Raw genomic sequence first — 27,000 nt, 5'->3', positions numbered from 1 at the left:
AATCAGTGCAGTTCATCACCAGCCTCTTCGGCGGAAGCGGCAATACCTACCTGACCGCACTCTTCGCCCTCGGCGCCGTCATCGTCCTCATCCTCTTGGGCGTGTGGCTGCTAAAACTGCTGTTTCGCGTATCGGGCAATGCCGTGCGGGGCCGCAACAAGCGCCTCGCCATTGTGGACAGCCTGGTGGTCGATCAGAAGCGCCAATTGCTCATCATCAGGCGCGACAATGTCGAGCATCTGATCCTCACCGGTGGCAATCAGGACCTGGTGGTAGAATCCGGCATCGTGCCGCCCGAGCCGCCCGCGGCGCAGACGACGCGCCGCCCCGTGCCGATGATCGGCCGCAAGGCCGGCAATGATGCCAAGCCCGTCGAAACCAAGCCTGCCCCGGCCGCGGCAACCACCGTCGCCGGCCCGGGCGCCGTTATCGACCGCGCCCGCGAGGCCAACAAGGCGCGCGATCAGGCGCCCGGCCGCTCGCTGCGCCACACGGGCCTCCTGCGCCCCGTCCCGGCGCAGGAGGCGCTGCCAGCCGGGTATAAGCCGGACATTTCGCCCGCGACCGAGACCGACTCAGCTACAGAAGACGCAGAACGAGCGGTTAACGAAAGCGTAACGCGTGATCACGAAGCGCAGGGCGACAACAACCGAAACTAGTGCTGCGCGGGCGCGCCTCAAGAAGCGCGCCCTGATCGGACTTGGGATAGCGGCAGGCCTGACGCTTGCCGGCATCAGCGTGGCCCAAGCCCAGGAACTGTCCATCGGCTTTGGCGACGACACGGCCTTGGCCGAACGCGCCATCCAGCTTATCGGCCTTCTCACCATCCTGTCGCTGGCGCCATCCATCCTTGTGATGGTGACGAGTTTTACGCGCATCGTGGTTGTGCTCTCGCTGCTCCGCACGGCCATTGGCCTCCAGACGGCGCCACCCAACTCGGTGATGATCTCGCTGGCGCTGTTCCTTACCTTCTTCATCATGCAGCCGACGCTGGAGCAGAGCTACAATAACGGCATCGCGCCGCTGCTGGCCGGCGAAATCGAGATTTCCGAGGCTTTCGAGCCCACCGTGGCGCCGCTCCACGCCTTCATGCGCGCCAATGTGCGCGAGCAGGACCTGTCGCTGTTCTACGACCTGACCGAAGCAGAAGTTCCCGCCGAGCCGGAAGCCATTCCGCTGCAACTGCTTATTCCGGCCTTCCTGATTTCCGAACTGCGCCGCGCCTTCGAAATCGGATTCTTGCTGTTTTTGCCGTTTGTGATCATCGACATGGTTGTCGCCTCGGTGCTGATGAGCATGGGCATGATGATGCTGCCACCGGTCGTGATCTCCCTGCCCTTCAAGCTGATTTTCTTCGTGCTTGTGGATGGTTGGTATCTGGTCGTTGGGTCGTTGGTGCGAAGTTTTGTGAGTTAGGGCGGGGCGTTAGGAGCGAGGGCGACCAGGGTGAGAAAGAGACTGGCGGCTTTGGAACAAGTGCTTTTGGCAAGCAGGCAGGATTTCGCCTTCTGGGCGCAGATCTCGGGCCGCAGTTCGGCTGGGACAGCGAGATAGACCTCCAAAATCGCGGCCTTATTTTTACCCAGTTTCGGGGTGGAAAAGGAACCATGAAACCAAACTACGCCCTAGCACTCTTTCTCGTCAGCACCATCGCCATCGCCTCCTCGCCTGCGCATGCGTGGGACAATCCGGCCGACCGCTATATCGACGCCCACAGGCAGTACATGGCCGCTGAATGCCCGATTGCGGCCGATGAGATAAAGAACTTTGTATATTTCAGCCGCGATCGCGAGTTGATCCATGGTCACGCCTTGCTGGGGAACGCCCGATTTGCAGGTGCCCAGATCATGTACTCCTGGCGTGACCTTGAACCTGCCGAAAATCAGTATGATTTTTCGGCTATCAAAGCCGATGTCGACTACCTGGCGGCCAGCGGAAAAAAGCTCTTTGTCCAGCTGCAGGACGCTTCGTTTTCGCCCAACTACAAGGCCGTTCCCGAATATATGTTAAGCGGCGAGTATGGTGGTGGGGCGGTCGAACAATATTCCGAGGACGGCGCAGTAGAAGGTTGGGTCGCCAAGCGATGGAATGACAAGGTGCAGGCGCGCTTTGCGGCGCTGCTTACGGCATTGGGCCAAGAATTCAACGGGACGATCGAAGGTATCAATCTTCAGGAAACGGCGATCGGCGTTTCCCAGGACACCGATCCTACCTTTACCCCTGATCGCTACGCGGATGCGATCAAGACCAATATGCGGGCCCTCAAGGCGGCCTTTCCCGACACGACGACAATGGTCTATGCCAACTTCATGCCAGGCGAGTGGTTGCCATTCGAGGACGAAGGTTACCTGCGCGGCATCTATGAATACGGCAATGAGATCGGGGTTGGCCTTGGCGCGCCGGACCTCATGTTCACCAAAAAGGGTCAGCTTAACCACGCCCTCGCTATGATGCACGAAGGCCAGTATGCCGTGCCGCTCGGCATCGCGGTTCAGGACGGAAACTATATCGGTGAAACCGGATCTGATCGGATCGTGAAGGATCGAAAAAACCTTGTTCCGGCCCTGCACGCTTTTGCGGCGGACTTTCTCAAGGTCAATTACATGTTTTGGGTGGATCAGAAGCCGTATTTTGACGAGGACGTGTTGCCCTGTCTGACTAATTAAAGAGAGGGAAGGTGGGAATGGTCGCCTTCGGCATGTTCAAAATTCACCAGAACGTGCCGAGGGCCTTCCTGGGAAAGCGTGGCTGAAAATCACGCCTCGCGCACACCGCCAACCATCCCCCCCTACTCGCTCAGCGATGCCACTGACCCGCCACCCTCGTCCGTGGCCGATATCGGCGTCAGGGCGCCTTGGCTTTCGTAGACTTCGCGATAGGCCGCGAGGAAGGTTTCGAGGCCATCTACGGCGGCGATTTGGGAGGCGACCTGGCGGAACTGGTTGCTGGTCACTTCGATCGGGCCGGTGATGTAGTCGAACATCGGCCATTCCGGCGAGTTGACCATGGCGTCGGAATATTTGGCGCGGAGACGGGCGAGGCCGGCTGCGTCGTTGGAGAGGGCGTAGCCGACGCCGGCTTGCAGGATGCCCATGCGGGCGGCCTTGGTGAGCGGCACACCGGCAGGCGTGGTGCCGTAAAGGGTCTCGATGAACTGACCGGCCTGGGCGTAGCGCTTGGCCTGCCAGTGGGCATCGATGCGCATGAGTTCGACATCCTGGCCGGTGAGATCGCGCACGAGGTCGAGCGCGAGCTGGTCGCGGCCGCCGTCGAGGAGGGCACGGGCTTCGAGAATGCGGCGCTGGCGGGCGAGCGTGCCCGAAAGATCCGGCAGGCGCGTATCGTTGAGCACGCGCATGGCCTCGGCCGGCTTGTGTTCGGCCAGGTAAATGACGGCGAGGTCGGAGGCGACTTCGGTGCGCGCCACGCCGCGGAGGCGATTGTCGAGCTGATATTGCAGCAATTCGGCAGCCTGCGGCAGCAGATCGACGCGCACGAGGCGGCGCGCCAGGTTGCGGATCATTTCGTCGCCGCGGGCGCCCGGCGGCGTCAGCTGGCGGAAATCGTAGTAGATCCCGAGCGCCTGGATGGGATCGACGGAATCGGCCAGGCCATTGAGGAACAGGTCGTTGAACATGCGCTGGGCATGATCGCTGAGGGCCTGCACATCGCGGCTTTCGGGATTGCTGGCGACGGCGGCCATGACCGATTCAAAACCCTGGCGATATTCGCCGGTGCGGAAATAGAGATCGGACAGCATGCCCTGCATATTGGCCCCGAGCGCATCGCCGCGCCAGAGCAGCGCTTCGGCGGCAAGGGTCTGGGCGCCACGCACTACGTCGAGCCGCTTCTGCTGGTCGAGAATGCCGAGGGTGCGGAAAACCGCTTCGGCGCGGGCCGGGCGGATTTCGGTGGCGATGGTCTGGCCATACATGTCGATCGCTGCATCCAAACGGCCCTGTTCCTCGGCAATACGGCCGGAGAGCAAGCTGAATTCGGCAACCTGGTCGGGATTGAGCGCGGCGAAAACCACGTCGCCGATCATTTCCTGCGCCTGATCGGCATAATGCTCTTCGACGGCAGCGCGGGTGGCGGCGAGGAGGAAGGTTTCGCGCGCCCAGGATGGGTAGCTGCCGATGATGGAATAGGCCTGGATCGCGTCGGCGCGGGCGCCGCGATAATCGCCATTCTCGGAGCGGGCAATGGCGCGCCAGAACATCGCATCGACATCCTGGTCCATGCCCGAGCCATTGAGGCGCATCAGCGCGTCTTTGGGACGGCCGGCCAGGATATTGGCGACAGCTTCGCTCATCTGAACCTTGGCGAGCATTTCATCGTTGCGCTGCGTTTCGCTGATCACCCGCAGGATGCCAAGCGCTTCATAGGAGAGGCCGTTGGCGATCAGGAAATTGGCGAGATCGAGCCGGGCCGTATCGCGTGCCCGTCCATCGCTGGCAGCGGCGGTGGCCTGCAACTCGTCGCGCTGCTTGGCAAAGAGCGCAAAATTGGGCTGCTGCAACGGCTCGAAATCGATGAAGCTGGCGCGCTGCGTGGGCGCAGACAGGGGCAAGTCCTGCCGCAGCGTGTCGGTGGACGACACTTCAAGCCCCTCGTCCGAGGTAATGACCGCGAGGGCATTTTCGAGCGCCACGTCAAGGTTGTCGGCCTTGGGGCGAATGACGAGGCCATGGACGCTCTGCATGGCGGTAAAATCCACATAGTCGAGCGAGCGGGTAATGCCACGGGCGGGCGGATAGGCGGTGATGACGCTGAGATGATCGCCGACCAGCGGATCCTGAAAGTCGTGAACGCGACCCGGACGGATCATGTTGGCAGTCATTTCAAAGTCGCCGCGCATGTCGCGGCGGCGGGTCAGTTCCATGGGTTCGGTCGGCGCCATCATGACGTCGCCGAGCGAGAGCACCCAGGCCTGGCCTTCCGAGCCGACCGTGGCCAGCCGATCCCGCGCTAGGTCGATGCGGACAACCTGCGCGTCATCGACGGTGGTGACGACGAATTCGCTCGAAACAGCCGAGAGCTTTTCGAGGTCTTCGGGAAGCTGGATGGCGCTGTGGGTGTCAAAGACCAGCCACACGGAATCGCCCCGGCGGAAAATGGCCGAGGGCGTTTCCTGCACGAAGGGAAAGACGACGCGCACGGTGCTGCCCAGCGTCGTGACGAAGGGCGTGATCTTTGCAGGATCGGTCGCGGTCAGATCACTGCCAGCCTGCGCGACGGGCTCCTCTCCGGTCGCGGCGGGTTCGGCAGCCGGCGCTTCGCTGGCTAGCGCGGCAGCGGAAAATTCGGGCAGGCCAACGCCGTCCATGTCGATATCGAGGACATATTGGTTTGGCCCGGTCGAATAGAAACGCGGGACGACGCCGCGGCCGAACTCCATCTCGACGGCGCTGCCATCAAGGGTGACGGTATTTTTTACCGAGACGATCTCGGAGGGGAGATCGGTCAGTAATTCGCGCAGGTCGATATTGACCGGCCATTCGAAGTCGAGGCGGCCGTGCTCGTCGGAGAAATCGAATGCACCGCCAGTTGGGATGGTCCAGTCGAATTGCAGGCGCATGAAGGTCGGATTGCGACCAATGCGGAGGCTGGCGACAGGCTTCTGCTCGGCCACGACCTGCGCCTTGCGCTTCTGGTCGTCGCGCAGCGCGATGCGCTCGGCCTTTTCGGCCATTTCATCGAGAACATCCTGCGGCAGGGCCGGCGGCGAGCCCTGCCAATCGGGCGGCAGGAGATCGATGAACAGCTTGGTACCCGCTTCGGTGCGGTTGAAATTGAGTGTGGTGCGAAGACCGATGCGGAGGCCCTTGCCGGCCGGATCGAGCCGCGCCACGGACAGATATTCGGGCATGATCGAAGCGACGTCGGGGAGGACGAGGGAAACCGGCTCCTCAAATTCGAGCGACAGGACCCCATTGCTCATGCGCATGGCATAAGCAGGCATCGTATCGCGATCGGGGAAGCTGACGACCAGACGCCCGTAGCCGTCTTCCTGGGTGGCGAAGAACTGCGCCTGTTCCTGACCCATGGCGACCGAAACTGACAAGAGGCTGACCGACAGCAATGCCGCGGCAAGAATATTCCGCGGCTTCAGCCAACCCTGTTTGCTGGTCATTTTCACGACTTCCACCTGCCCGACGCAGTGCTGGCACCCCGCAGCATGCGGAAAAGACCAACGACATAAAGACTAGGCACAAACCTAATCGGGCATGCTTAACGTCCGATTACGCGGAGGGGATGGAAGAGCCTCCACGGCCACGATTATTTGGCAAGGACCAAGAAAAAAGCCCGCAATTTCAAGGTTGCGGGCTTCGGGGTCGAACTACTGCCCGACGATCTGCGGCAGGGCCGCGATATCTGCCGCTCGCATCTCTTCGGGATTCTCCGAAGTCTCGGAGGCGAGTCGCACCGTCAACTCCTGCGCCCGGGCCGTGTCCATGGCCGCCAGAATAGGCGCCATCTTGCGAGGCGACATCATCTTGGCGACGCGCACCAGAATATCGATCTCGAGCTGGTTGAAGATGCCGGCAGCGTCCTTGGGCTTCATCGTCTGGTACATGGAGACGATGGAGGTGAACTGCTCCTCCTCGAGCTTCTTGCGCTCTTCGACGAGGGTGGCGATCTGACCTTCGAGAGCCTGGAGGGTGGCGGTCCGTTCGTTGGCGCGCTTTTCGGCGGCGTCGATGAGCGAAGCGCGCAGGGCCAGTTCCTGCTCGTAGGTTTCAAGTTCGGTGCGGCGCGCAGCGAGACGGTCGAGGAGGACCTGCTCGGTGAGCGTCGGATCGCCCCCGCCGATATCGACAGTGCCGGTGGGCGTCGACAATTTCGGCACGGCGTCAACCTGCGGCGGGCAATCGCCCCCTACCACTGTGAGTTGGCCACCCTGGGATTCCCCAACAGGGCGCGGCGCGCAGGCGTTGAAATCGGCGACGCTATTGCTGCCGCCATGTTCGCCGCCGGACGGAGCGCCTTCGACATTGGCTTCGGCGACCTCTACAGCCTGACCTTCGGGCGCGGGCGCGGGCGCCGCGCCGTGGTCTCCGGCCTCGGCTACGGCCGGTTGGCCGATTGTAGGGGCCGTATCGCCCATGGTGGGAGCCGCATCCGAAAGCGTCGGCTGCTGCAAGGTTGTGATTGCGGCGGGCGCTGCTGCGCCGCCGCCATGGCCGCCCGCAGCCTCGCCGCCACCACCACCGGCCGCAATGGCCGGGGTGACGCCCGAGAGAGCATAGTGCCCCTGGGTCACAAGACCCACGGTCTTGAGGACCAGAAGGGCCGCCACCACGAGGATGACGACAGGGAGCAGGCGAATCCGGTTCACGCGGCAACTCCACGATTACTGACGCGCGTCGAAAGCTGTTCGAGCGCGGCGCGGACCTTGTTGGGTTGCTTGCCGTCCATGCGGTCAGCCTGCTCGGCCGCCTGAGTGGGCGTGGCGAGCACAGGGTGCTGGCGAGCGACATTGGTGAGGCGCACGATGCGCTGCATCATGGCCGCGCCGGAATTGATGTGGTTGGCCAGCTCGATGCCGAAGCGCTCGGCTTCCTCAAGGCGGGAGCTCAGGGTCATGTCCGCTTCGACGGCGGTGGACTTCAGTTCCTTGATCGCCTGATTGGCAAGGTTGGTGGCCGTCACCAGATCGCCCACCATCAGCTTAAGTGCTTCGCGGTCGGCATGAAGGTGTGCCAGGCGGCGGTTGAGAATAACGCAATAGCCCAGGGTAAGCGCCATGAGCACAGCGACCGCAGCTTCAACGAACAATCCCATCGACAAACCCAACATCATCGACCTTCCATAGATTCATCAATAGCCTCAAACGCCGCCATAGTGACCTTGGGCGGATTGAGGGGGCGGGTGACCCGCACTGAAACGTAATTTCCGATATGGCCCATAATGGCCTCGGTCAGTTCGACATCGCCGCAGCGCAGCAGGACCGGATCGCTCGGCGAACGCTCGAACATCACGGTATCCCCGACATTGAGCGCCAGAAGACGCGATAGCGGCAGTTCCTGTTCGTGGAGGACCGCGTCGATCTCGACGTCGGCCTGATAGATTTCGGTCGCCAGATGCCCTTCCCAAATCGGGTCGCGGCCGAATTTTTCACCCATGAACATCTGCAACAGCTGTTCGCGGATGGGCTCGATGGTGGCGTAGGGCAGAAGAATTTCGACCTTGCCGCCGCGATCGTCCATTTCGATGCGCAGTTCGATCAGGATCGCGGCATTGTTCGGCCGGGAAATGGCGGCGAAGCGCGGATTGGTTTCCATGCGCTCGAGCTTGAAATTGATCTGCGTGACCGGCTCGAAGGCGCGCTTGGTGTCTTCGAGGATCACCTCGATAAGGCGCTGGGCCAGGGCCTGTTCGATGGTCGTATAGGGACGGCCCTCGATGCGCACGGTGACGCCACTGCGACGGCCGCCGAGCAGCACGTCGATCATCGAATAGATGAGGCTGGAGTCGACAGTGAGGAGACCATAGTTCTCCCATTCCTCTGCCTTGATGACCGAAAGAATGGCCGGCAGCGGGATGGAATTGAGATAGTCGCCGAAGCGGACCGACGAGATAGAGTCGAGCGAGACTTCCACATTGTCGGATGTAAAGTTACGCAGCGAAGTCGTCGCCAGACGCACAAGGCGGTCGAAGACGATTTCGAGCATCGGCAGACGCTCGTAGCTGACGAGCGCGTTGTTGATCAGCGCCTGGACGCCGCTCAGCTCGACATTGCTTGATGTGGCAGCATCAAAGCCGAGAAGATTGTCGATCTCGTCCTGATTGAGCACACGATCGACACCGCCATCGGCAGCTGCATCCTGGCTGGCCTTGAGCATGGCCGCCCAATCTTCTTCACCGCCGTCTTCGCCGGGAATATCGAAGGAAGAGGTTGCGGCATCGATCGTATCGAGGCCCCAGTCTTCCGAGAGTTTGTCTTGATCGGAAGGACCAGCCATCACTGCACCAGGATTTCTTTGAAGAGAATGCTTTCGATGCGCGCCGGGTAGACCGCGAGATTGACGCGGCGCAGCAGCTCTTCCTTGAGGCGATAGACGCCGGCCGAACCTTCGAGATCGGATTTGCGCAATTCGCGCATATAGACCTGGAAGGCATCGACCACCTTGGCGAGCCGCGGCTGGATTTCGGTCATCATGGATTCATTGGCGACTTCGAGCGCCACGGTGAGCTTCATGTAATTCTGCACGCCGTCGACGCTTTGCAGGTTCACCATCATCGGTTCGAGATTGAAGATGAAGGTATCGGCAGCCCCTGCCCCGTGCTCACCGGCAGCAGCACCATGCTCACCCGCTGGCGCGGCATGCGCATCAGCCGCTGGCGCGGAACTACCCGAGGACATGAAGAAGAAGAGCCCGGCGCCTGCCAGAAGTACCACGAGGGCCGCAGCACCAATAATGATGAAGAGCTTGTTGATGCCCTTCTTGGCTGGCGCTTCACCGCCAACTTCCGCTTCCGTCGCCATAATGCCCCCGCAAGAGATAGTCTTGAGACCAGACGATTCCGGCCCCACGCCCACCTAATGCCATCTTGGTTAACGACTGGTTACTTTTGGGGCTAACCCGGCAAGTTCTGCCGGGCAGTTATTGCCGCCACGCCGGAATGCGTCCCGGCAATATTAACCCAGCAATCTCACTAACCAATTGAATTTGCTTAGATTGTCCATCTGGCATGGTTTCTGCAATTCGAGAAGCGAGGCGGCAGGCTTGGGGAAGCAGGCCATCTCGGGGACTTAAGAAACCGGGGATCGAGATGATCGAGAACGCACAACTCATCGGCCTGTCGCGACAGATGGCGCTGCAGCGCCACATGGACATGGTGGCGAACAACATAGCCAACATCAACACGACGGGCTTCAAGGCCGAACAGCTTCTGTTCGAAGAATACAAGATGCCAGTCGCGGCCCATGGCGATTTTTCGGGCGACGATCGTACTCTTTCCTATGTCCAGGACTGGGCGACCATCCAGGATTTCTCCGACGGCGCCATGGTTCAGACCGATGCGCCCCTCGATCTCGCCATCAGCGGCGACGGCTTCTTTGCGGTGCAGACGGCAGCCGGAGAACGCTGGACGCGCGGTGGCGCTTTTCAGATCAACAATGAAGGCACGCTGGTCGACCTGTCCGGCAACCCCGTCATAGGCGAAGGCGGCCAGATCCAGTTTGGCCCTGAAGAGAGCGATATCCGCGTCGGTGCCGATGGTTCGATCTCTTCCAGCGCCGGCGCCAAGGGCCGGTTGCGTATCGTCGAATTCGAAGAGCAGCAGGCTCTCGTTCGCGAAGGCAATAACCTGATGTCCGGCGGCACACCGATCGCGGCCACCAATTCACGCGTGCTGCAGGGCTTTACCGAAAAGTCCAACGTCTCGGGCGTCTCCGAAATGGCGGAAATGATCCGCGTAACCCGCGCCTACGAATCCATCGCCTCGCTGGGCCAGAAGCAGGACGACATGCGTCGCGATGCCATCAAGCGCCTCGGCTCCGTTTCCGCCTGACATTGAGGACCCGCCATGAAAGCTCTTTACATCGCATCGACCGGCATGAGCGCGCAGGAACGCAATGTCGAAGTCATCTCCAACAATATCGCCAACATGCGTACGCCGGGCTTCAAGCGCCAGCGTGCCGAATTTGAAGACCTGCTCTACCAGCAGATTTCCCGCGCCGGGTCGCAGACCTCGGATCAGGGCACGCTGGTGCCGGCCGGCCTCGAAATCGGTTCGGGTGTGCGCACTGTCGCAACGCCCCGCGTGATGAGCCAGGGCAGCGTCAGCATGACCGAGCGCGAGCTCGACGTCGCCATCCGCGGCGAAGGCTTCTTCATGGTGAACCTGCCGGATGGCCGCACCGCCTATACCCGCGACGGCTCGTTTGAGCGTAGCCCCGATGGCACGCTGGTCAATTCGAGCGGCTACGAGATCACGGGCGGCATCACCATTCCGGGCGACGCGACCGGCGTGTCGATCTCGCCCGATGGTACCGTCGAAGCCTTTGTGGGCACTGCCGGCATGCCCGTTCAGCTCGGCCAGCTCCAGATGGCACGGTTCGTCAACAAGTCGGGCCTCGAATCGATGGGCGACAACCTGTTCCTCGAAACCCCCGCCAGCGGCCCCGCCCAGATCGGCGTCGCAAACACCGACGGCAATGGCAACCTGATGCAGAACTATCTGGAAATGGCCAACGTCAACTCGGTCACTGAAATTGCCGACCTGATCGCTGCTCAGCGCGCCTACGAGATGAACGCTCGCGTCATCTCCGGCGCCGACCAGATGATGCAGGCGACAAGCCAGCTCCGCTGATAGGAGGTCGCAATGAGCCATTTTTCCAAACTGGCCCTGGTGAGCATGCTTTCGCTCACTGCCGCCACTGCCGAGGCAGCGCCTGCGCTCCGCGGCAATGTGACGGTGACCACCCAGGTCGTGACCGTAGCCGACATGTTCGACGACGCCGGCCCGCTGGCCGAGACGGCGATCTTCAGCGCACCGGCACCGGGCACGACCGGCAAGGTGGACATTGCTGCCATCCGCGCTGCGGCGTCCCGCATCGGCATCACCAGCTTCGACACCAACGGCCTTAGCGCAGTGAACGTGACCCGTGCCGGCACGATCGTGGACGAGGCCGAACTCAAAGACTTGGTGATGGCGGACCTTTCGGCCCGCGGCCTGCTTGGCCCCGGCGTCAACACCACGGTGCAGTTCTCGCGCTTCATCGATCCCATTCAGGTTTCGACCAATGGGCCTGCGGTTCGGCTCGATGGCCTGCGCTATACCGCCGGTAGCCGCGATTTCTCGGCCCGCTTCGTTCTGGCCGACAACAAAAGCGTGCTCGACCTGACCGGTACGATCGACATGACCGTCGAGATGCCGCATCTGGCAGCCAACCTGCCGGCCGGCACGATCCTCCTGCCCGAGCATCTCGTCATGCAACCGGTGCCGGCAGGACAGGCCAATGCTTACGCTTTCGTGCCCATCGAGCAACTCGTCGGCATGGCGCTCAACCGCCAGAGCCGGGAAGGCATGTTGCTGCGTCTCTCCGACGTCAGCGCGCCGCTGGCCGTCACCAAGAACGATCTCGTGACCATCATTTACCGGCGTGGCCCCATGACCCTGACGGTCAAGGGCCAGGCCATCACCAGCGCCAGCAGCGGTTCCAGCCTGCAGGTGCTCAACCTCATGTCCAAGCGCGTGATCAGCGCGACGGCCGTAGCGCCGGGCACGGTCGAAGTGACCGGTGGGCCCGTGTCGCTCGCCGGCCTCTAATCGGGATTCGAAAAATGAAGACCTTCAAGATCGCCACTCTTCTGACGCTGACGGCAGCCCTGGGCGCCTGCAACACAATGGATCGCCTCGCCAATGTCGGGAATGCTCCGGTGCTGACGCAGATTCAGGATCCGACAACGCTCGCCGGCTACCAGCCGGTCCGCATGCCCATGCCCGAGCCCATGGCCGACACATACCAGTCGAACTCGCTCTACCGCACCTCGGCGCGGGGCTTCTTCAAGGACGAGCGCGCCCATCGGGTCGGCGACATTCTGACCGTCAAGGTCACCGTCGATGACCGCGCCAAGATCAGCAATTCGAGCAACCGCAACCGCTCCTCGACCAATTCGGCGGGCATGGGCGGGATCTTCGGATCCGCGGTGGACAATCTCTCGGGTGGCACCATCGACCCCTCGAAGGCAATCGACCTGACCTCGGGCATCAACGATACCGGCGCCGGCTCGGTGAACCGTTCCGAAGCGCTCGAAACCTCCATCGCCGCCGTGATCACTCAGGTGCTCCCGAACGGCAACCTCGTGATCGAAGGCCGCCAGGAAGTGCGGGTGAATTTCGAAGTGCGCGACCTGATCGTCTCGGGCATCGTGCGCCCGTCGGATATCCAGGCGAACAATACCATCGCCTCGACCAAGATCGCCGAAGCCCGCATTTCCTACGGCGGCCGCGGCCAGATCACCGACGTGCAGCAGCCGCGCTACGGCCAGCAGGTGCTCGACGCCATCCTGCCCTTCTAAGGCAGTAAAAAGCTTCGGCGGCCCGTCGTCCCCATTACGTGCCGCCGTTCCCCCGGGCAGACCCAGAAGGGTCGCCCGGCCGATCGGCAGAAGCCACACGGCCTATATGAGGCGCAGCTCCCCGGCTGCGCCTCTGCCCTTTTTGGGGAACCGTGATGGACGCGGCTGGTTCACCTTTCGAGGGCCAAAGGAGAGCGACATGAGCATGGCCATGGGCATTGCGATCGGCACCGGTATTGGGGCCGTGGTCGGCATAGCGATCGACAATCTGGCATTGGGCGTTGGCATTGGAATTGCGATTGGCGCGGGGATCGGAGCGGTGTTTCGGCAGCGGAACAAATAGGTGCTTCCAGCAGCCTCGTGGTGAGGTGCCTTGAGAGCAAGGCCTCGAACCACGACGGCGGGGCGTTGAGACGTCGGGGCACGCCCTCGCCCTTCGAGGCTACGCTGCGCTTCGCGCCTCAGGGTGAGGTCTACTGAAGCAAGGCCTCGGGTGCGCACAGGGAACCTTGATCCCCTGCCCCTCCTATGGAAAACATCTCCCGACCTTTAGGAGACCGATCCATGTCCTTCCAGAAACTCGACGCCCTCGGCCGCAAGCTGGAGGCGCTGGAGCACGCGCTGTCCATTCTCGGGGCCGACGAGGCGACCCATATGGCGGTGGGTGGCGGCGACAAACGCGCCGAGGCCATGGCGAATCTCGCCGGCATGTATCACGCGCAGGCAACGGCGCCGGAAATCGGCGAGTGGATTGCCAAGGCCCGGAGCGAAAATCTCGATGCCGACCAGAAGCTGGCCGTGGCCGAGTTCGAGCGCAGCTATATCAATGCGACGTGCCTGCCGACCGAATTCGTCGAGCGTCGCACGGCGGCGACCATGCGCTCGGAACAACTCTGGCGCGATCTGCGCGCCAAGGGGGACTGGGACACGTTTCTACCCGCGCTCGAAGGCGTCGTGGCGCTGGTGCGCGAAGAGGCGCAGTTACGCGCCGATGTGCTCAAGCTCGCGCCCTATGATGCCCTTATGGATCAATATGATCCGGGAAATCGCGTAACCGGAATCGATCCGATCTTTGCGGATTTGAAGAGCTTCCTGAAGGACTTCGTGCCCGAGGCGCTGGCGGTGCAGGAGGAGCGACTGGCCAAGCGCCCGCGCAAGCAGCTCAATGCCCCCTACCCCATTGAAAAGCAGCGCGAACTGGGTCTCGCCGCCATGCGCGCAGTTGGCTTTGATTTCACCCATGGCTCGCTGGCGGTGTCGCATCACCCCTTCTGTGGCGGCGTACCGACGGACGTGCGCATGACCACGCGCTACCGGACGGATGAGTTCCTGTCTTCGCTGATGGGCGTGCTGCACGAGACGGGCCATGCGCTTTATGAGCAAGGCCTGCCCAAGGATTGGTCGCACTGGCCGCTGGGCAAGGCGCGCGGCATGGGCCTGCATGAAAGCCAGAGCCTGTTCGTCGAAATGCAGCTCTCGCGCAGCCCCGAATTCTGGGAATACCTGCTGCCACTGGTCGGCCAGCATCTGGGCGAGGATGCGATTCCCGGCTGGGAAATCGCTGACATTCTGAATGAAGTGAACCATGTCGAGCGCGGCTATATTCGCGTCGACGCCGACGAGGTCACTTACCCGCTGCATGTGATCCTGCGCTACGAACTGGAACAGGACCTGGTGAACGGCACGCTGGAAGCGAGCCAGATTCCGGAAGCCTGGGACGCCAAGATGACGGAATATCTTGGGATTTCGACCATCAATGACACCAAGGACGGGCCGATGCAGGACGTGCACTGGCCGGGCGGCGCCTTTGGTTATTTCCCGAGCTATACGCTGGGCGCCATGATCGCGGCGCAGCAGTGGGCGGCGATGGAGAAGGTTTTGCCCGATGCCCGGGCGCAGATGCGGCAGGGTGAATTCGGGGCGATCAACCAGTGGCGCTCGGACAATATTTGGCAAGCCGCCTCGCGCTATTCGACGCCGGATCTGATCACCCGGGCTACCGGCGAACCTCTCAATGCTGATTTCTTCAAGGCGCATTTGAAGCGCCGGTATGGGCGGGTTTGAAGCGCAGACATCGAGCCTGCCGTCACCCCCTCCCGGCCTCCCCCATCAAGGGGGAGGTGTCATATCGAGTTTGGGGCAGAATCTTGCCAAAGCCACCGGCCCGGCACCTCCCCCTTGATGGGGGAGGCTGGGAGGGGGTGTGGGAGCCACGGGCTTCTTGTTCAATCAAAATCAAACATTTCCAACCACTTACACCCCGCCCCGGAATCATTTCCGCAAATTCCTGCCGATGAACGAATTCTGAATCCCTGCTTCAGATGCCGTTCCGGATCACCCGCCTAGAACAGTCTCCATCAACGACGCGGTCGGAGGGACCGCAGCAACAGGAGACTTCAAATGATCCGCAAGTTCATCATCACCGCCGTCGCTGCCACCGTTATCGCGGCTTCCGCTGCCCCCGCCATGGCCGGCGGCATCTATATCGACCAGACCGGTTTCGGTAATTCGGTCGGTGGCAGCCAGTCGGGCTGGAACAACACTTTTGGCACCAAGCAGACCGGCTGGTGGAACAGCGCCGTGAGCCAGCAGCATGGCGGCAACAACGTCTCCGCCATCGGCCAGCAGGGCAATAACAACTATGGCGACGTCTATCAGAACGGCTGGGGCAACCAGGGCGGCGTCGGCCAGTTCGGCAACAATCACAATGCAGTCGTGACCCAGGACGGCAACGGCAATATCGCAGCCGGCGTGCAGGTCGGCAATAATTGCAACGCCAATGTCACCCAGCATGGCTCGGGCAATGTGACCGCCTTCGTGCAGGCCTGCCCGTAACCTCTGCGAAACGGGGCCGGCGCCGCCGGCCCCTTCCATTGATCAGGAGGACGACATGCTTCACCCATTCATTCAAGCGACGCTTGCGGCCGCCGCGGCCATCACCGCCGTAGGTTTTGCCGCCAATGCCAATGCAGCAGGCAGCGATTTTGCTTGCGGTGTCATCAGCACAACCCAAGGCGGAATGCTCGCGCTGGAGGGAACGCTCAAAAGCCCCACTGCCCTTTCGGGCGAATATCGCTTTGCGCTGAAAAGTGCCGGCGGCGGCGGTTCGACCAATATCAGCCAGGGCGGGCAGTTTTCCGCCGCGCCGAATGCCGAAATCTCGCTCGGTCAGGTCATGGTCAATGCCGGGTCCAATGTGAGCGTGGATTTCACTGTGACCGCCAATGGCAAGACGTTTGACTGTTCGCAGACCGCAGCGCGGACGTGAGCAGATCCCAGTTCGTCGCGCCCCGCGACGATGCGGGTCAGGATGACCTTCCCTTGACCCAAGACCTGCCCCGGCTCCGGCCGGGGCTCTTTTTTTGCCCCAGGATTTTCCGTGAACGAAGTCTGAATGCGCCACTCCGAATGGGTTCAGTCATCGCTGACTAATCTCGTTTCATGAGCTGGAAGACCAGCACCGGGAACGCCAAACACTTTGGGAGAAACACAAATGACCACCACCTTCACCAAGACCATCGCCGCCGCCGTCACCGCTCTTCTCATCGGCATTTCGCCTGCCATGGCCGGTGGCCAGATTTCGATCGGCTTCGCGCCCTCCGACCCCGACCAGGCCCAGGCGCTCGGTCTTGGCCTGCGCATGTTTTCCGTCGTTCAGGGCATGTCGGCCAATGGCGGCAATGCCTTCCAGAACGGCAATTTCAACGCGGCCGGCTTCAATCAGAACGGCTCCAACAATTCGGGCCTGATCGTCCAGAACGGCAATGGCCATAACGGCACGATCAGTCAGAACGGCAATAACAATACCTGCGGCCTCTTCCAGTTCGGCGAAGCGACCAATGCCCAGTGCCAGCAGAACGGCAACGGCCAGAGCGGCATCACCACCGTTTTCGGTTTCTGAACTCAACTCACCATTTCATGCCGACGGGGCCGAAAGGCCCCGTTGTCATTTTTGCGTTTTCGTCTCGGAAATGTCGAAGCAGCCCGGCTAGGATCGTCGCCAAGACGAGCAGGCAATCAGGCGCTGCCAACAAGGAGAGACAAATGCGTGTCGTCGTTTTTGTGAAAGCCACTGTCGATAGCGAAGCCGAGATCATGCCCGAGACCCAGTTGCTCGAGGAAATGGGCCGCTACAACGAGCAACTGGTCGATGCCGGGATCATGCTGGGCGGTGACGGGCTGAAATCGAGCAAATATGGCAAGCGCGTCGTTTTCAGCGGCGTTGGCCGGTCCGTTGTCGATGGCCCGTTCGCCGAGACCAAGGAACTGGTGGCGGGTTACTGGATCTGGGAAGTCCGCGACATGGACGAAGCCGTCGAATGGGTGAAGCGCTGCCCCAACCCGATGCTGGCCGATAGCGAGATCGAAATCCGCCCCGTCTTCGAAATGGCAGATTTTGCCGAGCAGATGTCACCCGAAGCCGAGGCCATCCACGAGCGCAATCGTTCGCGCCTCGAAAGCTGAACTACAAGGCAACAAAAAAGCCCGCTTCGCAGCGGGCTTCTATTCATTCGTCGCGGTAGACCTTCTCGCGCCGCTCGTGCAGTTCCTGCGCCTCAAGGCTCAGCGTGGCGGTTGGGCGGGCGTCGAGCCGGGCAAGACCGATGGGGTCGCCGGTTTCTTCGCAATAGCCGTAAGTGCCATCCTCGATCCGCTTCATCGCCGAATCGATCTTGCCGATCAACTTGCGCTGACGATCGCGCGTCCGCAGTTCCAGCGCCCTGTCGCTTTCCGAGCTTGCCCGGTCGGCCATATCAGGATGGTTCTGGCTTTCTTCCTGGAGGTTTTCGAGCGTGCCGCGGCTTTCGCGCAGGATCTCATCCTTCCAGGCCAGAAGCTTGTTTCGGAAATACTCCCGCTGCCGCGGGTTCATGAACGGCTCGTCTTCACTCGGCCGGTATTCAATCATTTCAACCGAAGACATCAGCAGACTCAACTCCAATGCACCCCACGGCGGCCTGTATATGCCGCAGGTCAAGCCCGAGCAAGTGAAGTTCTTAAAGAACCTTAACTATGAAAAGCCACGTCGGTTCAGGTGCATAGCGCGATTCTGACAACATTTTGATGAAGCTTCGGCCCCTCTTTGTCCACAATTTGAACGGGCGCGCGATCTTTTCGGAAAACCGCCATCCACTTTCCCGATCGTGGTCTGGCTCAAAAGTCGGGATATCTACCCTGCTTGGCAAGCTCGACGCGGACGCGCAATTCGATGTCATCGAGGATGGCATCGAGGCCCTCGTCGGTGCGATCGCGATAGACGCTAAGTTCTTCGACCAGTGCGTCGAGGCGCTCTGGTGTGATGATACCGACCAGCAAATCGGCCTTGATACCATCGAGAATGTCGAGCAGGTTCGTGCCGCGCTTGACCGCCTTGCGCTTGCCACCCATGGCGTCGCCAACGGACTGAATGGCAAGGATGGCATCGAGCGGGGTGACCTGCGCGAGAGGAGCAGTCCGCGCCACGCGCGCCGGTGCGGACACGTCGGCCATGGTGAAGGACTGGCCCGGCGCGTATTTCCCGACGGAAGCGCGCGACGCTACACTGCTCATCCGATTGGCGGATTCTATACGCACTGACTGACTCGCCCCCGAGATTCCTGTTGCAGGCAAAATCTGCCCTACATGGTTAATGACGACTTAATGACCCCGGCAAGATTTGCACACCGGCACATTTAATCGACCAGCCAGCCTCCCTGCTCAGGCGCATTATCCTTTGATTTGAAGCCTTTACGAAGATTTTCGCGATTTGGCACGCTTCTCGCATTACCGAAAGCGACCGCGGCGCCATGGGGATGGTGCAGCTTCGTACCGGGGATAGACATGCCGAACAAATTCTTCCGCATAGGCCTTGCTGCAGCGCTCGGCGCAGCACTGTCTCTAGCGCCCATAGCCCAGGCTGCCGCCGCTCCTGCCCGTATCAAGGACATCGTCTATGTCGAGGGCGTCCGCGAGAATCAGCTGGTCGGCTATGGCCTGGTCGTCGGTCTCAACGGTACGGGCGACAGCCTCAACAATTCCCCGTTCACCAAGCAGTCGCTGCAATCCATGCTTGAACGGCTCGGGGTGAATACCCAGGGCGAGAATGTGCGCACCGCCAATGTCGCGGCCGTGATGGTGACGGCCAGCCTGCCGCCCTTCGCTGCGCAGGGATCGCGCATGGACGTTTCGATCGCTTCGCTCGGCAATGCCAAGAGCCTGCAAGGCGGCACATTGCTCGTGACGCCGCTGCTCGGCGCCGATGGCGAGGTCTATGCCATCGCTCAGGGTCCGGTCGCGATCAACGGCTTCAGGGCTGAAGGCGACGCGGCGAGCATCGTGTCGGGCGTACCGACCACCGGCCGCATCTCCTCGGGTGCGCTGATCGAACGCGAAATCGACTTCGACCTCGGTTCGCAGCACTCGCTGCGCCTGACGCTGCGCAATTCCGACCTGACGACGGCACGCCGCATCGCCATGGCTATCAATGATTTCATCGGCGCCCCGACCGCCGTGCCGGAAGATCCCGCCACGGTGCGCCTGACCCTGCCGGTCAACTTCAACGGCAATATCGTCGATCTGCTCACCGATATCGAACAGCTGATCATCCAGACGGACCAGTCCGCCAAGATCGTCATCGACGAAAACAGCGGCATTATCGTCATGGGCAAGGATGTGCGCGTGTCGAGCGTGGCGGTAGCGCAGTCGAACCTGACGGTCAGCATCGCCGAGAATCCAGAGGTGGTGCAGCCGGCCCCCTTCAGCCAGGGCGTGACGGCGGTCGAACCCAATACCGACCTCAGCGTAACCCAGACCGACACGGCGCTGCAGGTGATCAAGGAATCCGTGACGCTGCAGGAACTGGTCGATGGGCTCAACGCGCTCGGCATCTCGCCCCGCGACCTCATCGCCATCCTCCAGGCCATCAAGGCGACCGGGGCTCTCCAGGCCGAGATCGAGGTGCTGTGATGGAAACCAATGTCAACGGCGTAAAGACCCAGACCAATCTCAACACCCACCAGCTCGACAAGCTCAAGAAGCAGGCGGAGGAGCTCGAAGGCGTGTTCCTCAATCTTCTCACCAAGGAAATGTTCGCCACAGCCAAATCGGAAAACGGTTTTGGTGGCGGCTTTGGTGAAGACACCTGGCGATCCATGCAGGCCGAACAACTCGCCAATACCATGGCGCAGAATGGCGGCCTCGGCATCGCTGACCAGATCCTGGGTGACATGATCACCCTGCAAGAAGCCAACCAGAACAATATGCGTCCATCAGGAGTGTACCGTTAATGTCCGCAGCAGCCGATCGTATTGCGTTTCTCGACAGCCTGCCGGCCGAAGATCTGTGTGCCCAGGCGGAGGCCGCGCTTCAGGCACTCGTCACCATGATGAACGAGGAAACGACCCTGCTCCGCGCCGGCCGTTTTCGCGATGCCGCAGGCCTGACCGCTCAGAAAACCCAGCTCGCGCAGGATTATGTGGTCTTCGCCCGCTCGGTGCAGCGCCAGACCGAACGCCTCGTTGCCGAGGCGCCGGTTTCGCTCGACCGCCTGCACCAGAACCATGACGCCCTCGCCACCCAGATGGCCGAGAACCTGCGCGTCATCGCCACGGCGAAGAACCTTGCCGAAGACCTGATCGGCGACGTTGCCGATACGGTCGGTGCAAAGGATCACACCCGCACCTACGATCGTAGCGGCGAAGTGAAGATGCCGCGCGCGGCTTCAGCCCGTGGCATCGCGGTCAACCGCGCGCTCTAGGGGCAAGAATCGCCGCGGCGCTCCGCCTAATCCAAAGTCAGGGCGAGCTCTCCAGAAGGGGCGCCAGTATCGCTACCGGCTACAGGGTCTCCGCAGAAGCGGAGGCCCTTTTTGTTGCGCAAAGCCCATGGTTACCCAATCCCTCCAAAATGCAGAGGTGTGTCTTAAAATCGTCCTGTCCAAACAAAGGGAGAGATAGGAAAGGCTTCATAGCCTGGCATTGGCCAATTGTGGCTCCAGGACAGGAACATGAGCGCCAGAATCGCGCCGAGGGCCGATACCATGGGTATCGCCTTTTCGCCGCACCTTCCGAGGTTCCTTCGCCAAGACAAGCGCGAGGACCAGAACGACTCCGACAAGCACAGGCAAAACGAAGCCGAGCCGCAAGCCCTGCCGGCGGGACGCGGCGGCGTGGCGACAGAAGCCAGTCTGCCGCCCGAAACGATTTTCGAAGCCGCCCTTCTGGGCAACCAGCAGGCACTCGATCCGCCCAGCGCCTATGAGGTGGCCCGGCGCCTGCGCAACGAATGGTCGCCGCCGACATACGGTTTCAAGCTGACAGACAAGACCATCTGACACTGCTGAAATGAATGAGCCCGGGCCGATCTGACGATCGGCCCGGGCTTTTTGCAGTGATGTTCGTTGCCCCGCGTCCATACTCAATTGTCACCCCGGCGGGAAAAGATCATCTGGGCTAGCGGCGGCACAATTCGAGCCCGCCACACACAAACGAAAAAGGCCCGCCTCAAGGAGGCGGGCCAAGTTCAGTGAAGGTCGAGATCGATTACGAGAGGAGGCGAAGAGCGGTCGTTTCGGACGACTGCATGATCGAGAGAGCCGTGGTGGCCATCTGCTGGCGGGTCTGGAGAGCGACGAGGTTCGCGGCTTCCTGATCCATATCGGCAGCAGTCAGCTGCGAGGCGCTGGACTTGAGAATGTCCGAGAGGGACGAGTTGAAGTCCTTACGGGCATTGATGATCGACTGGTTCGACGAGAACGAGGCGGAGGTTGCTTCGAGGGAGTCACCAGCGGCGATCAGCGCATCAAGCGAGGCGTTGATGTTCGTGTCGGACTGCCAGTTGCCGGCTGCCGTGGTCACACCCAGGCTTGCTGCGGAGACAGTCGTGCCCTTGATCTCGGTGCTCGACGTGCCGTTTTCATTGAGCGGCAACTGGATCTTGTCGCCAGCCAGGAGGTTGAGGCCATTGATGCCAGCGTCCTTGGCGATCCGGTCGATTTCTCCACGGAGAACGTCGAACTGCTTGGCAAGCGATTCACGAGTGCTGTTCACGGCGGTGGAAGTACCCGGGAGGCCGGTGGCGCTGATGCCGGTACCGGTGCCGGTGACCGTGATCGCTTCATTCTTGGAGCTGGTCAGCGTCAGCTTGCCATCAACCAGGGAGCCCTTTACGCCGGAGGTCGTATCGGCATTGAGCTTGGTGATGAAGTCGCCGACCGAACCCGTGCCGCCAGCTGCGGTGTAGGTGTAGGTGCCGGTATCGGTCGCCACGACGATCGTGTCGGCGTCGGTGATGGCCGTTGCGTTGGTGACGGTCGCCGAACCGGTTGCGATTTCAGATGTCTTGGTGGAGGTCAGCGCCTGGCTGGTCAGGCCGCGGGCTTCCTTGATCAGGCCCTGGATGCCCTTGATGCCTTCGGAGGCGGCCTTCATGGAAGACTGGGCAGCGTTAATATTGTCCATCAGAGCATCAATCGAAGCAGCGCGGGTATCCATCGAAGAAGCAGTAAAAAACTTCGAGACATTGTCCAGCGGGCTGTTGACGGCCTTGCCGGTGACGAGACGGTTCTGAGTGGTTGCCATCTGTTCTGCAACGTTACGGAGAACGGTGAGACCGGTGCGGGCGTTGGACGAGAGATTGATGCTCATTTGTTTGGACTTCCTGTTCCAGAGATTTTGTTTTCTTCCGGCGTTTCTTGCCGGCGAGATCAGGTTTAGTGTCCAATTGCTGCGACCCTCTCTCGGGAAACCGCGCAATTTATTTCAAATTTTATCTAATTCCCGCGGGGCCGGATTTGGCCCGCTTTTGCCCCCCTCCCCGTTGAGAAGCGAATCGCGCGCGTATACGTGAGCGCGCGTTGGGGGGCCTTGAGGGACTCGAAGGGAGACTCGGCCCGGAGTCTTGCCGGGCTAGGCGTTCGGCAGCAGCGTCTTCCCTAATCGACGCGGTTAATCCGGACTTTCCATGCCGAAAATTTAATCAGCAGTGAAATCGGGAAAGGCGGGAAAACTCCCGGGAAACCGGGAAAAACCGTGGTGAATGAAGGCTTTACGGAAAACGTAAAGATGCCGGCAATTTAAGAAGTTTTTAGCAAGTCGGGGCCATTCTGATCACGTCTCAAGGATTGAGGCGTAAGCACCACACGTCCAGAAGGAAAACCTAGTATGGGTTCCGATGTTTCTCTCTCAAAGGCCGTTCGCGCGAACCTTTTGAGCCTCCAGAATACCGCCGGCATGATGGACAAGACGCAGAACCGTCTTGCTACCGGCAACAAGGTGAACTCGGCTCTCGACAATCCGTCGAGCTTCTTCACTGCCTCGGCTCTCAACAGCCGCGCTGCCGACATGAGCAACCTGCTCGATTCCATGGCCTCGGGTATCAAGGTCATCGAAGCCGCTAACAACGGCATCACTGCCCTGACCAAGAACCTGGAATCCATGCAGTCGACGCTGCGCCAGGCTCGCCAGGACAAGTCGTTCCAGACCAAGTCGTTTGAAGTCAACGACAACACCAAGATCAACCTCGGTGGCGGTCAGTTCGGCGATCTCAATGCTGACATCAGCCTTGCAACGGCAACGGTTCCCGGCGTCAAGGCCCAGATCACGACCGATGCTGCGGCCGCCTATCTTGGTCCGCAGTCCGGCACCGGCACCGCTCAGGGCGCAGGCGCTCGCTCGATGATCACCATCAACGGCGGCTTCACCACCGGTGACCAGTTTACCGTTGCTGGCGTTACCGTGACTGCCGGCGCCGATGTCACCGCTTCCGGTCTCACCTCGTCGATCCAGACCGCTCTGGCCGGCAGCACCTCGACCGCTGGCAAATACAGCGTGTCGGTTGGTACCGGCGACAATGCCGGCAAGATAATCATCGAATCCGTTGATACATCTGCCCCGGCTGCTGCCATCAACCTTGACCCCGACAACAATGCCGCGACTGGCGTTGGTGCCGCGACCAAGGGTGCCGTTTCGTTCAACTACTCCGCTGTGAGCACTTCGATCACCGCTGGTGGCCAGACGATTGCAACCGGCGCTTCGTTCGACGATTTCGTTGCCAACCTTCAGGCTGGTGCCGAAGCCGGCGGCTACACCGTCGTTTCCGACAGCACGACCAAGGACATCACGCTCACCAACACCCAGTGGGGTGGTGCTGTGCCGACCGTGTCCGGCGTCCCGACCTATGCTGCTGGCACCGCAGCGACGAAGGCGAACACCACCTTCACGCTGAACACTGCCAATGGCGCCCAGAACCTGACCATCGCTGGTGCCACCGGCCCGATCGCCGTTGCCAACGGCGCAACCGATGCCACCGTTCTCGCTGCTCTTCAGGCTGACACCAACCTTGCCGCTGCTTACGATATCACCAGCGACGGTTCGTTTGGCTTCACCCTGACGGCAAAGACCGCCGGTGCTGCGACTGCGGCAACCGTCACGTCCGACAAGACCTACACTGCTGCGGCAACGCCCAGCACTTCTGGCTCGCTGCTGGCTGCGACCGACTTCACCGCCAACCCCGACCTGTCTGCCTATGTGGGCCAGACGATCGACCTTGGTGGCGGTAACAGCTATACCTTCACCGGTGCTGCTGCCGGCCAGGCCGCTGCTCTGCAGACTGCGCTTCAGACTTCCGGCGATTACGCTGTCGGCCTGACCGCTACGGGCTTCACGATCACTCGTGCAGACGGCGCAGACTTCAACATCTCGACAGGCGGCACCTTTGGCACCGCCATTGGCGCCACTGCTGGTACTCTCGCAGTGACCAACGGTACGCCGGTATCTTCGGGTATCAGCGTCGCTCCGGTTGGCACCAACGGTACCGCTCTCGTCGCTGAAGTCGATGGTCTCCAGACCGTTACTGCAACGGTTGCTGGTTCCTCGGTTGAAACTGTTGCTGCAGAAAAGAACACCTTCACCGTCTCGTATGATGGCAAGACTGCCAACATTTCGATCGGCGGCGTGAAGGGTGGTGTTGGTTCGGCTGTGAACGCTCTCGACATCAAGAACTGGCAGGATGCGACCGTAACGGCCGTGAATGCCGATCTTGAAGCCGCTGGCATCACCGGTGTCGAAGCCAAGTTCGACGCCGATGGCAAGTTCCAGCTGGTCGGCAAGACCGCTGAAGCCAAGACCCTGGCTGTCTCCGGTGCGGACGCAGTTGAACTCTTCGGTACCAATGGTGTGAACACCGGCGTTGCCGAAAAGAGCCAGCTGAACGCAACCAAGACCGTCGACAAGTTCGTCGAACTGATCAACCGCGATCATGCGGGCAAGGTCCGTGCTTCTAACGACAACGGCAAGCTGCGTATCGAAAACCTGTCGACCCAGGAACTCGATATCGGTGTCGATCTGAATGGCAACAATGCCGTCACTGCCCTCAAGATCGATGGCAACACGGTCCGTGCGAACCTGTCCAAGCAGTTCAACGAACTGCGTGACCAGCTCGACAAGCTGTCTGACGACTCTTCCTTCAACGGCATCAACCTGCTGCGTGGCGATAAGTTGAAGATCACCTTCAACGAATCCGGCACCTCGGCGATCGATATCCAGGCACGTGACGCGAACGGCAACGTTCGTTCGATCAACGCCTCGAACCTCGGCGTCGAAAGCCTGGTTGCTGAAGATCTCGACACCGATGAAGCAATCGACGCTTTCCTCGGCAAGCTGTCTTCGGCCCTGACGGAACTTCGCTCCCAGGCTTCGGCCTTCGGTTCGAACCTGTCGTCGGTCGAAAATCGTCAGACCTTCACCAAGAACATGATCAACACGCTCGAAACCGGCGCGGCGAACCTGACCTTGGCTGACACCAACGAAGAAGCTGCGAACCTTCTGGCTCTCCAGACCCGCCAGCAGCTCTCCTCGTCGGCTCTGTCGATGGCTTCGCAGCAGGACCAGGCTGTTCTGCAGCTCCTGCGTTAATCGCAAGTCACATCGTGATAAACGGAAGGCGGGCCACAAGCCCGCCTTCTTCTTTTGGCGAAGTGGGTTGGTATGCGCGGGCGATTCCCCCTGCCCGCTCCGCCCTTTAACGCTCGAGTCGCTGGCGTCCATCGGCCGCGACTGCTATCCATCCCTAAGCCCGCCAGACGAGCGGCGGCATTCCCAGAATAGGAAACCAGAGCCCATGTCCCTGAAAGTCGAACTCAAGCCCGGCGAACGTCTCATCATCGGGCAGTGCATCATCACCAATTCCGACCAGCGGACACGGCTCTTTATCGACGGCAAGGCGCCTATCCTGCGCGAAAAGGATATCCTGACGATCACTACGGCCGACACGCCCGCAAAGCGCATCTACCTGGCCGTGCAACTGATGTATCTCGAGGACGACACGGCGCGTTTGCGCGACGAATACTTCCGTCTTGTCAACGACATAATCCATGCTGCTCCCTCAATGATTTCTCTCATAAATGGGATCAACAACGAGATTTTAACCGGCCAGCTGTACAAAGCTCTCAAGGCAGCCCGCAAGTTAATTCAGTACGAACAGGACCTTCTTGCAAATGTACCATCAGGGAGCGCAGGCATACCAACAGGTGGCCCGCAAAACGGAAGCGCCGCGTGATCGTGAAGCCAATCTGCTGTCACGCGCAGCTGCCAATCTCCAGCTTATCCACGACGCCTGGGAACTGAAGCAGGACACCCTCGAAGAGGCCCTGCTCTATAACCGCCGCATCTGGAATATCTTCCTCACCTCGGTTACCCGTGAAGACAACCCGCTTCCTCCTCAGGTTCGCCAGAACATTGCCAATCTGGGTCTGTTCGTCATGAACGAGACGCGCGAGCTTCACATGGAGCCTAGCCAGGCCAAGCTCCTGCCGCTGATCAATATCAACCGTCAGCTCGCTGCCGGCCTGCGTGGCAAAGAAGAAGCCTGAATAAGGCCAGCGCCGACAAGTTCGCCTAGATGCGATGACAAGAGCCTCCGGAAATAACCGGGGGCCTTTTTGTTTGCCGATAGTGCGAAGCCTCCAGGCGATGGCGCCAAGGGTTAGAGGCCA

Annotated in this window: 28 protein-coding genes; 20 read left to right on the top strand and 8 right to left on the bottom strand. The window is 60.9% G+C overall.

Annotated features, from left to right (window positions below; all coding sequences use genetic code 11):
• Nucleotides 1-5: 5 nt before the first annotated feature.
• From ASD83_RS01665 to ASD83_RS01655, 3 genes are all read left to right on the top strand, one after another.
• Nucleotides 6-659 carry a flagellar biosynthetic protein FliO gene (locus ASD83_RS01665; protein ID WP_162249108.1) on the top strand — a complete coding sequence of 218 codons (654 nt, stop codon included), beginning with the start codon at nucleotides 6-8 and terminating at the stop codon, nucleotides 657-659.
• Nucleotides 625-1,416, top strand: a complete 792-nt coding sequence (gene fliP / locus ASD83_RS01660) for a flagellar type III secretion system pore protein FliP (RefSeq protein WP_056309781.1) — start codon at nucleotides 625-627, stop codon at nucleotides 1,414-1,416. Before ASD83_RS01665 ends, fliP begins: the two co-directional genes overlap by 35 nt.
• A 191-nt stretch (nucleotides 1,417-1,607) precedes the next feature.
• Entirely contained in the window at nucleotides 1,608-2,666 is a 1,059-nt protein-coding gene (locus ASD83_RS01655) for a hypothetical protein (protein ID WP_056307332.1), read from the top strand.
• Nucleotides 2,667-2,788: 122 nt separating this feature from the next.
• Here ASD83_RS01655 and ASD83_RS01650 read toward each other — a convergent pair whose 3' ends face one another.
• From ASD83_RS01650 to ASD83_RS01630, 5 genes are all read right to left on the bottom strand, one after another.
• Nucleotides 2,789-6,133 (bottom strand): tetratricopeptide repeat protein, encoded by a 3,345-nt coding sequence (locus ASD83_RS01650; RefSeq protein ID WP_156385685.1) that lies wholly within the window; start codon nucleotides 6,131-6,133, stop codon nucleotides 2,789-2,791.
• Between the two features lie 207 nt (nucleotides 6,134-6,340).
• Nucleotides 6,341-7,339, bottom strand: a complete 999-nt coding sequence (locus ASD83_RS01645; protein WP_056307328.1) for a MotE family protein — start codon at nucleotides 7,337-7,339, stop codon at nucleotides 6,341-6,343.
• Nucleotides 7,336-7,803: a DUF6468 domain-containing protein gene (locus ASD83_RS01640; protein WP_056307327.1), complete on the bottom strand. Its 468-nt coding sequence runs from the start codon at nucleotides 7,801-7,803 to the stop codon at nucleotides 7,336-7,338. Before ASD83_RS01640 ends, ASD83_RS01645 begins: the two co-directional genes overlap by 4 nt.
• Nucleotides 7,800-8,966 carry a flagellar motor switch protein FliM gene (gene fliM / locus ASD83_RS01635; RefSeq protein WP_056307325.1) on the bottom strand — a complete coding sequence of 389 codons (1,167 nt, stop codon included), beginning with the start codon at nucleotides 8,964-8,966 and terminating at the stop codon, nucleotides 7,800-7,802. Before fliM ends, ASD83_RS01640 begins: the two co-directional genes overlap by 4 nt.
• Nucleotides 8,966-9,490 carry a flagellar basal body-associated FliL family protein gene (locus ASD83_RS01630; protein ID WP_056307323.1) on the bottom strand — a complete coding sequence of 175 codons (525 nt, stop codon included), beginning with the start codon at nucleotides 9,488-9,490 and terminating at the stop codon, nucleotides 8,966-8,968. Before ASD83_RS01630 ends, fliM begins: the two co-directional genes overlap by 1 nt.
• A gap of 287 nt (nucleotides 9,491-9,777) precedes the next feature.
• Here ASD83_RS01630 and flgF point away from each other — a divergent pair, with 287 nt between their 5' ends.
• The 10 genes from flgF to ASD83_RS01585 all read left to right on the top strand — a co-directional run bounded on the left by flgF (nucleotide 9,778) and on the right by ASD83_RS01585 (nucleotide 17,495).
• On the top strand, nucleotides 9,778-10,518 hold the full coding sequence (flgF, locus tag ASD83_RS01625; protein ID WP_244489077.1) for a flagellar basal-body rod protein FlgF: 741 nt from the start codon (nucleotides 9,778-9,780) through the stop codon (nucleotides 10,516-10,518).
• A gap of 15 nt (nucleotides 10,519-10,533) precedes the next feature.
• On the top strand, nucleotides 10,534-11,319 hold the full coding sequence (gene flgG / locus ASD83_RS01620) for a flagellar basal-body rod protein FlgG (protein ID WP_056307320.1): 786 nt from the start codon (nucleotides 10,534-10,536) through the stop codon (nucleotides 11,317-11,319).
• Nucleotides 11,320-11,331: 12 nt separating this feature from the next.
• Nucleotides 11,332-12,279 carry a flagellar basal body P-ring formation chaperone FlgA gene (gene flgA, locus ASD83_RS01615; protein ID WP_056307318.1) on the top strand — a complete coding sequence of 316 codons (948 nt, stop codon included), beginning with the start codon at nucleotides 11,332-11,334 and terminating at the stop codon, nucleotides 12,277-12,279.
• Between the two features lie 14 nt (nucleotides 12,280-12,293).
• Nucleotides 12,294-13,031: a flagellar basal body L-ring protein FlgH gene (gene flgH, locus ASD83_RS01610; RefSeq protein ID WP_056307316.1), complete on the top strand. Its 738-nt coding sequence runs from the start codon at nucleotides 12,294-12,296 to the stop codon at nucleotides 13,029-13,031.
• A 199-nt stretch (nucleotides 13,032-13,230) separates the two neighbouring features.
• Nucleotides 13,231-13,374: a hypothetical protein gene (locus ASD83_RS20840; RefSeq protein WP_156385684.1), complete on the top strand. Its 144-nt coding sequence runs from the start codon at nucleotides 13,231-13,233 to the stop codon at nucleotides 13,372-13,374.
• Nucleotides 13,375-13,595: 221 nt separating this feature from the next.
• Entirely contained in the window at nucleotides 13,596-15,095 is a 1,500-nt protein-coding gene (locus tag ASD83_RS01605; RefSeq protein ID WP_056307314.1) for a carboxypeptidase M32, read from the top strand.
• A 336-nt stretch (nucleotides 15,096-15,431) separates the two neighbouring features.
• Complete coding sequence (locus tag ASD83_RS01600; protein WP_056307312.1) at nucleotides 15,432-15,866, top strand: curlin; 435 nt, start codon at nucleotides 15,432-15,434, stop codon at nucleotides 15,864-15,866.
• 55 nt (nucleotides 15,867-15,921) lie between these two features.
• On the top strand, nucleotides 15,922-16,299 hold the full coding sequence (csgH, locus tag ASD83_RS01595; RefSeq protein ID WP_056307310.1) for a curli-like amyloid fiber formation chaperone CsgH: 378 nt from the start codon (nucleotides 15,922-15,924) through the stop codon (nucleotides 16,297-16,299).
• Between the two features lie 225 nt (nucleotides 16,300-16,524).
• Complete coding sequence (locus tag ASD83_RS01590; RefSeq protein WP_056307308.1) at nucleotides 16,525-16,932, top strand: hypothetical protein; 408 nt, start codon at nucleotides 16,525-16,527, stop codon at nucleotides 16,930-16,932.
• Nucleotides 16,933-17,075: 143 nt separating this feature from the next.
• On the top strand, nucleotides 17,076-17,495 hold the full coding sequence (locus ASD83_RS01585; RefSeq protein ID WP_056307307.1) for a YciI family protein: 420 nt from the start codon (nucleotides 17,076-17,078) through the stop codon (nucleotides 17,493-17,495).
• Nucleotides 17,496-17,538: 43 nt separating this feature from the next.
• Here the strand turns inward: ASD83_RS01585 and dksA are convergent, their stop codons facing one another.
• On the bottom strand, nucleotides 17,539-17,955 hold the full coding sequence (gene dksA / locus ASD83_RS01580; protein ID WP_056307304.1) for an RNA polymerase-binding protein DksA: 417 nt from the start codon (nucleotides 17,953-17,955) through the stop codon (nucleotides 17,539-17,541).
• Nucleotides 17,956-18,185: 230 nt separating this feature from the next.
• Nucleotides 18,186-18,605, bottom strand: a complete 420-nt coding sequence (locus tag ASD83_RS01575; protein ID WP_274532557.1) for a flagellar assembly protein FliX — start codon at nucleotides 18,603-18,605, stop codon at nucleotides 18,186-18,188.
• Nucleotides 18,606-18,851: 246 nt separating this feature from the next.
• On the opposite strand from ASD83_RS01575, the gene ASD83_RS01570 reads away from it, so the two are divergent.
• The 4 genes from ASD83_RS01570 to ASD83_RS01555 all read left to right on the top strand — a co-directional run bounded on the left by ASD83_RS01570 (nucleotide 18,852) and on the right by ASD83_RS01555 (nucleotide 21,342).
• The gene (locus tag ASD83_RS01570) at nucleotides 18,852-19,976 is read left to right on the top strand and encodes a flagellar basal body P-ring protein FlgI (protein WP_056307298.1); all 1,125 of its coding nucleotides are present in this window, start codon (nucleotides 18,852-18,854) and stop codon (nucleotides 19,974-19,976) included.
• The gene (locus ASD83_RS01565) at nucleotides 19,976-20,296 is read left to right on the top strand and encodes a rod-binding protein (RefSeq protein ID WP_056307296.1); all 321 of its coding nucleotides are present in this window, start codon (nucleotides 19,976-19,978) and stop codon (nucleotides 20,294-20,296) included. Before ASD83_RS01570 ends, ASD83_RS01565 begins: the two co-directional genes overlap by 1 nt.
• Nucleotides 20,296-20,766, top strand: coding sequence for a hypothetical protein (locus ASD83_RS01560; RefSeq protein WP_056307292.1), 471 nt, complete (start codon nucleotides 20,296-20,298; stop codon nucleotides 20,764-20,766). The genes ASD83_RS01565 and ASD83_RS01560 overlap by 1 nt, the downstream gene beginning before the upstream one ends.
• Before the next feature lie 249 nt (nucleotides 20,767-21,015).
• The gene (locus tag ASD83_RS01555; RefSeq protein WP_056307290.1) at nucleotides 21,016-21,342 is read left to right on the top strand and encodes a hypothetical protein; all 327 of its coding nucleotides are present in this window, start codon (nucleotides 21,016-21,018) and stop codon (nucleotides 21,340-21,342) included.
• Between the two features lie 208 nt (nucleotides 21,343-21,550).
• Here the strand turns inward: ASD83_RS01555 and ASD83_RS01550 are convergent, their stop codons facing one another.
• Nucleotides 21,551-22,654 carry a flagellin gene (locus tag ASD83_RS01550; protein ID WP_056307289.1) on the bottom strand — a complete coding sequence of 368 codons (1,104 nt, stop codon included), beginning with the start codon at nucleotides 22,652-22,654 and terminating at the stop codon, nucleotides 21,551-21,553.
• Nucleotides 22,655-23,170: 516 nt separating this feature from the next.
• On the opposite strand from ASD83_RS01550, the gene ASD83_RS01545 reads away from it, so the two are divergent.
• From ASD83_RS01545 to flaF, 3 genes are all read left to right on the top strand, one after another.
• On the top strand, nucleotides 23,171-25,921 hold the full coding sequence (locus ASD83_RS01545; protein ID WP_082560895.1) for a flagellin: 2,751 nt from the start codon (nucleotides 23,171-23,173) through the stop codon (nucleotides 25,919-25,921).
• 205 nt (nucleotides 25,922-26,126) lie between these two features.
• Nucleotides 26,127-26,564, top strand: coding sequence for a flagellar biosynthesis repressor FlbT (gene flbT / locus ASD83_RS01540; RefSeq protein ID WP_056307285.1), 438 nt, complete (start codon nucleotides 26,127-26,129; stop codon nucleotides 26,562-26,564).
• Nucleotides 26,536-26,877 carry a flagellar biosynthesis regulator FlaF gene (gene flaF, locus ASD83_RS01535; protein WP_200946441.1) on the top strand — a complete coding sequence of 114 codons (342 nt, stop codon included), beginning with the start codon at nucleotides 26,536-26,538 and terminating at the stop codon, nucleotides 26,875-26,877. Before flbT ends, flaF begins: the two co-directional genes overlap by 29 nt.
• Nucleotides 26,878-27,000 lie beyond the last annotated feature (123 nt).

Source organism: Devosia sp. Root685, from assembly GCF_001427875.1.
GTDB lineage: Bacteria > Pseudomonadota > Alphaproteobacteria > Rhizobiales > Devosiaceae > Devosia.
The sequence above is the reverse complement of the archived record's forward strand: the minus strand, read 5'-3'. Positions and strand labels throughout refer to the sequence as shown.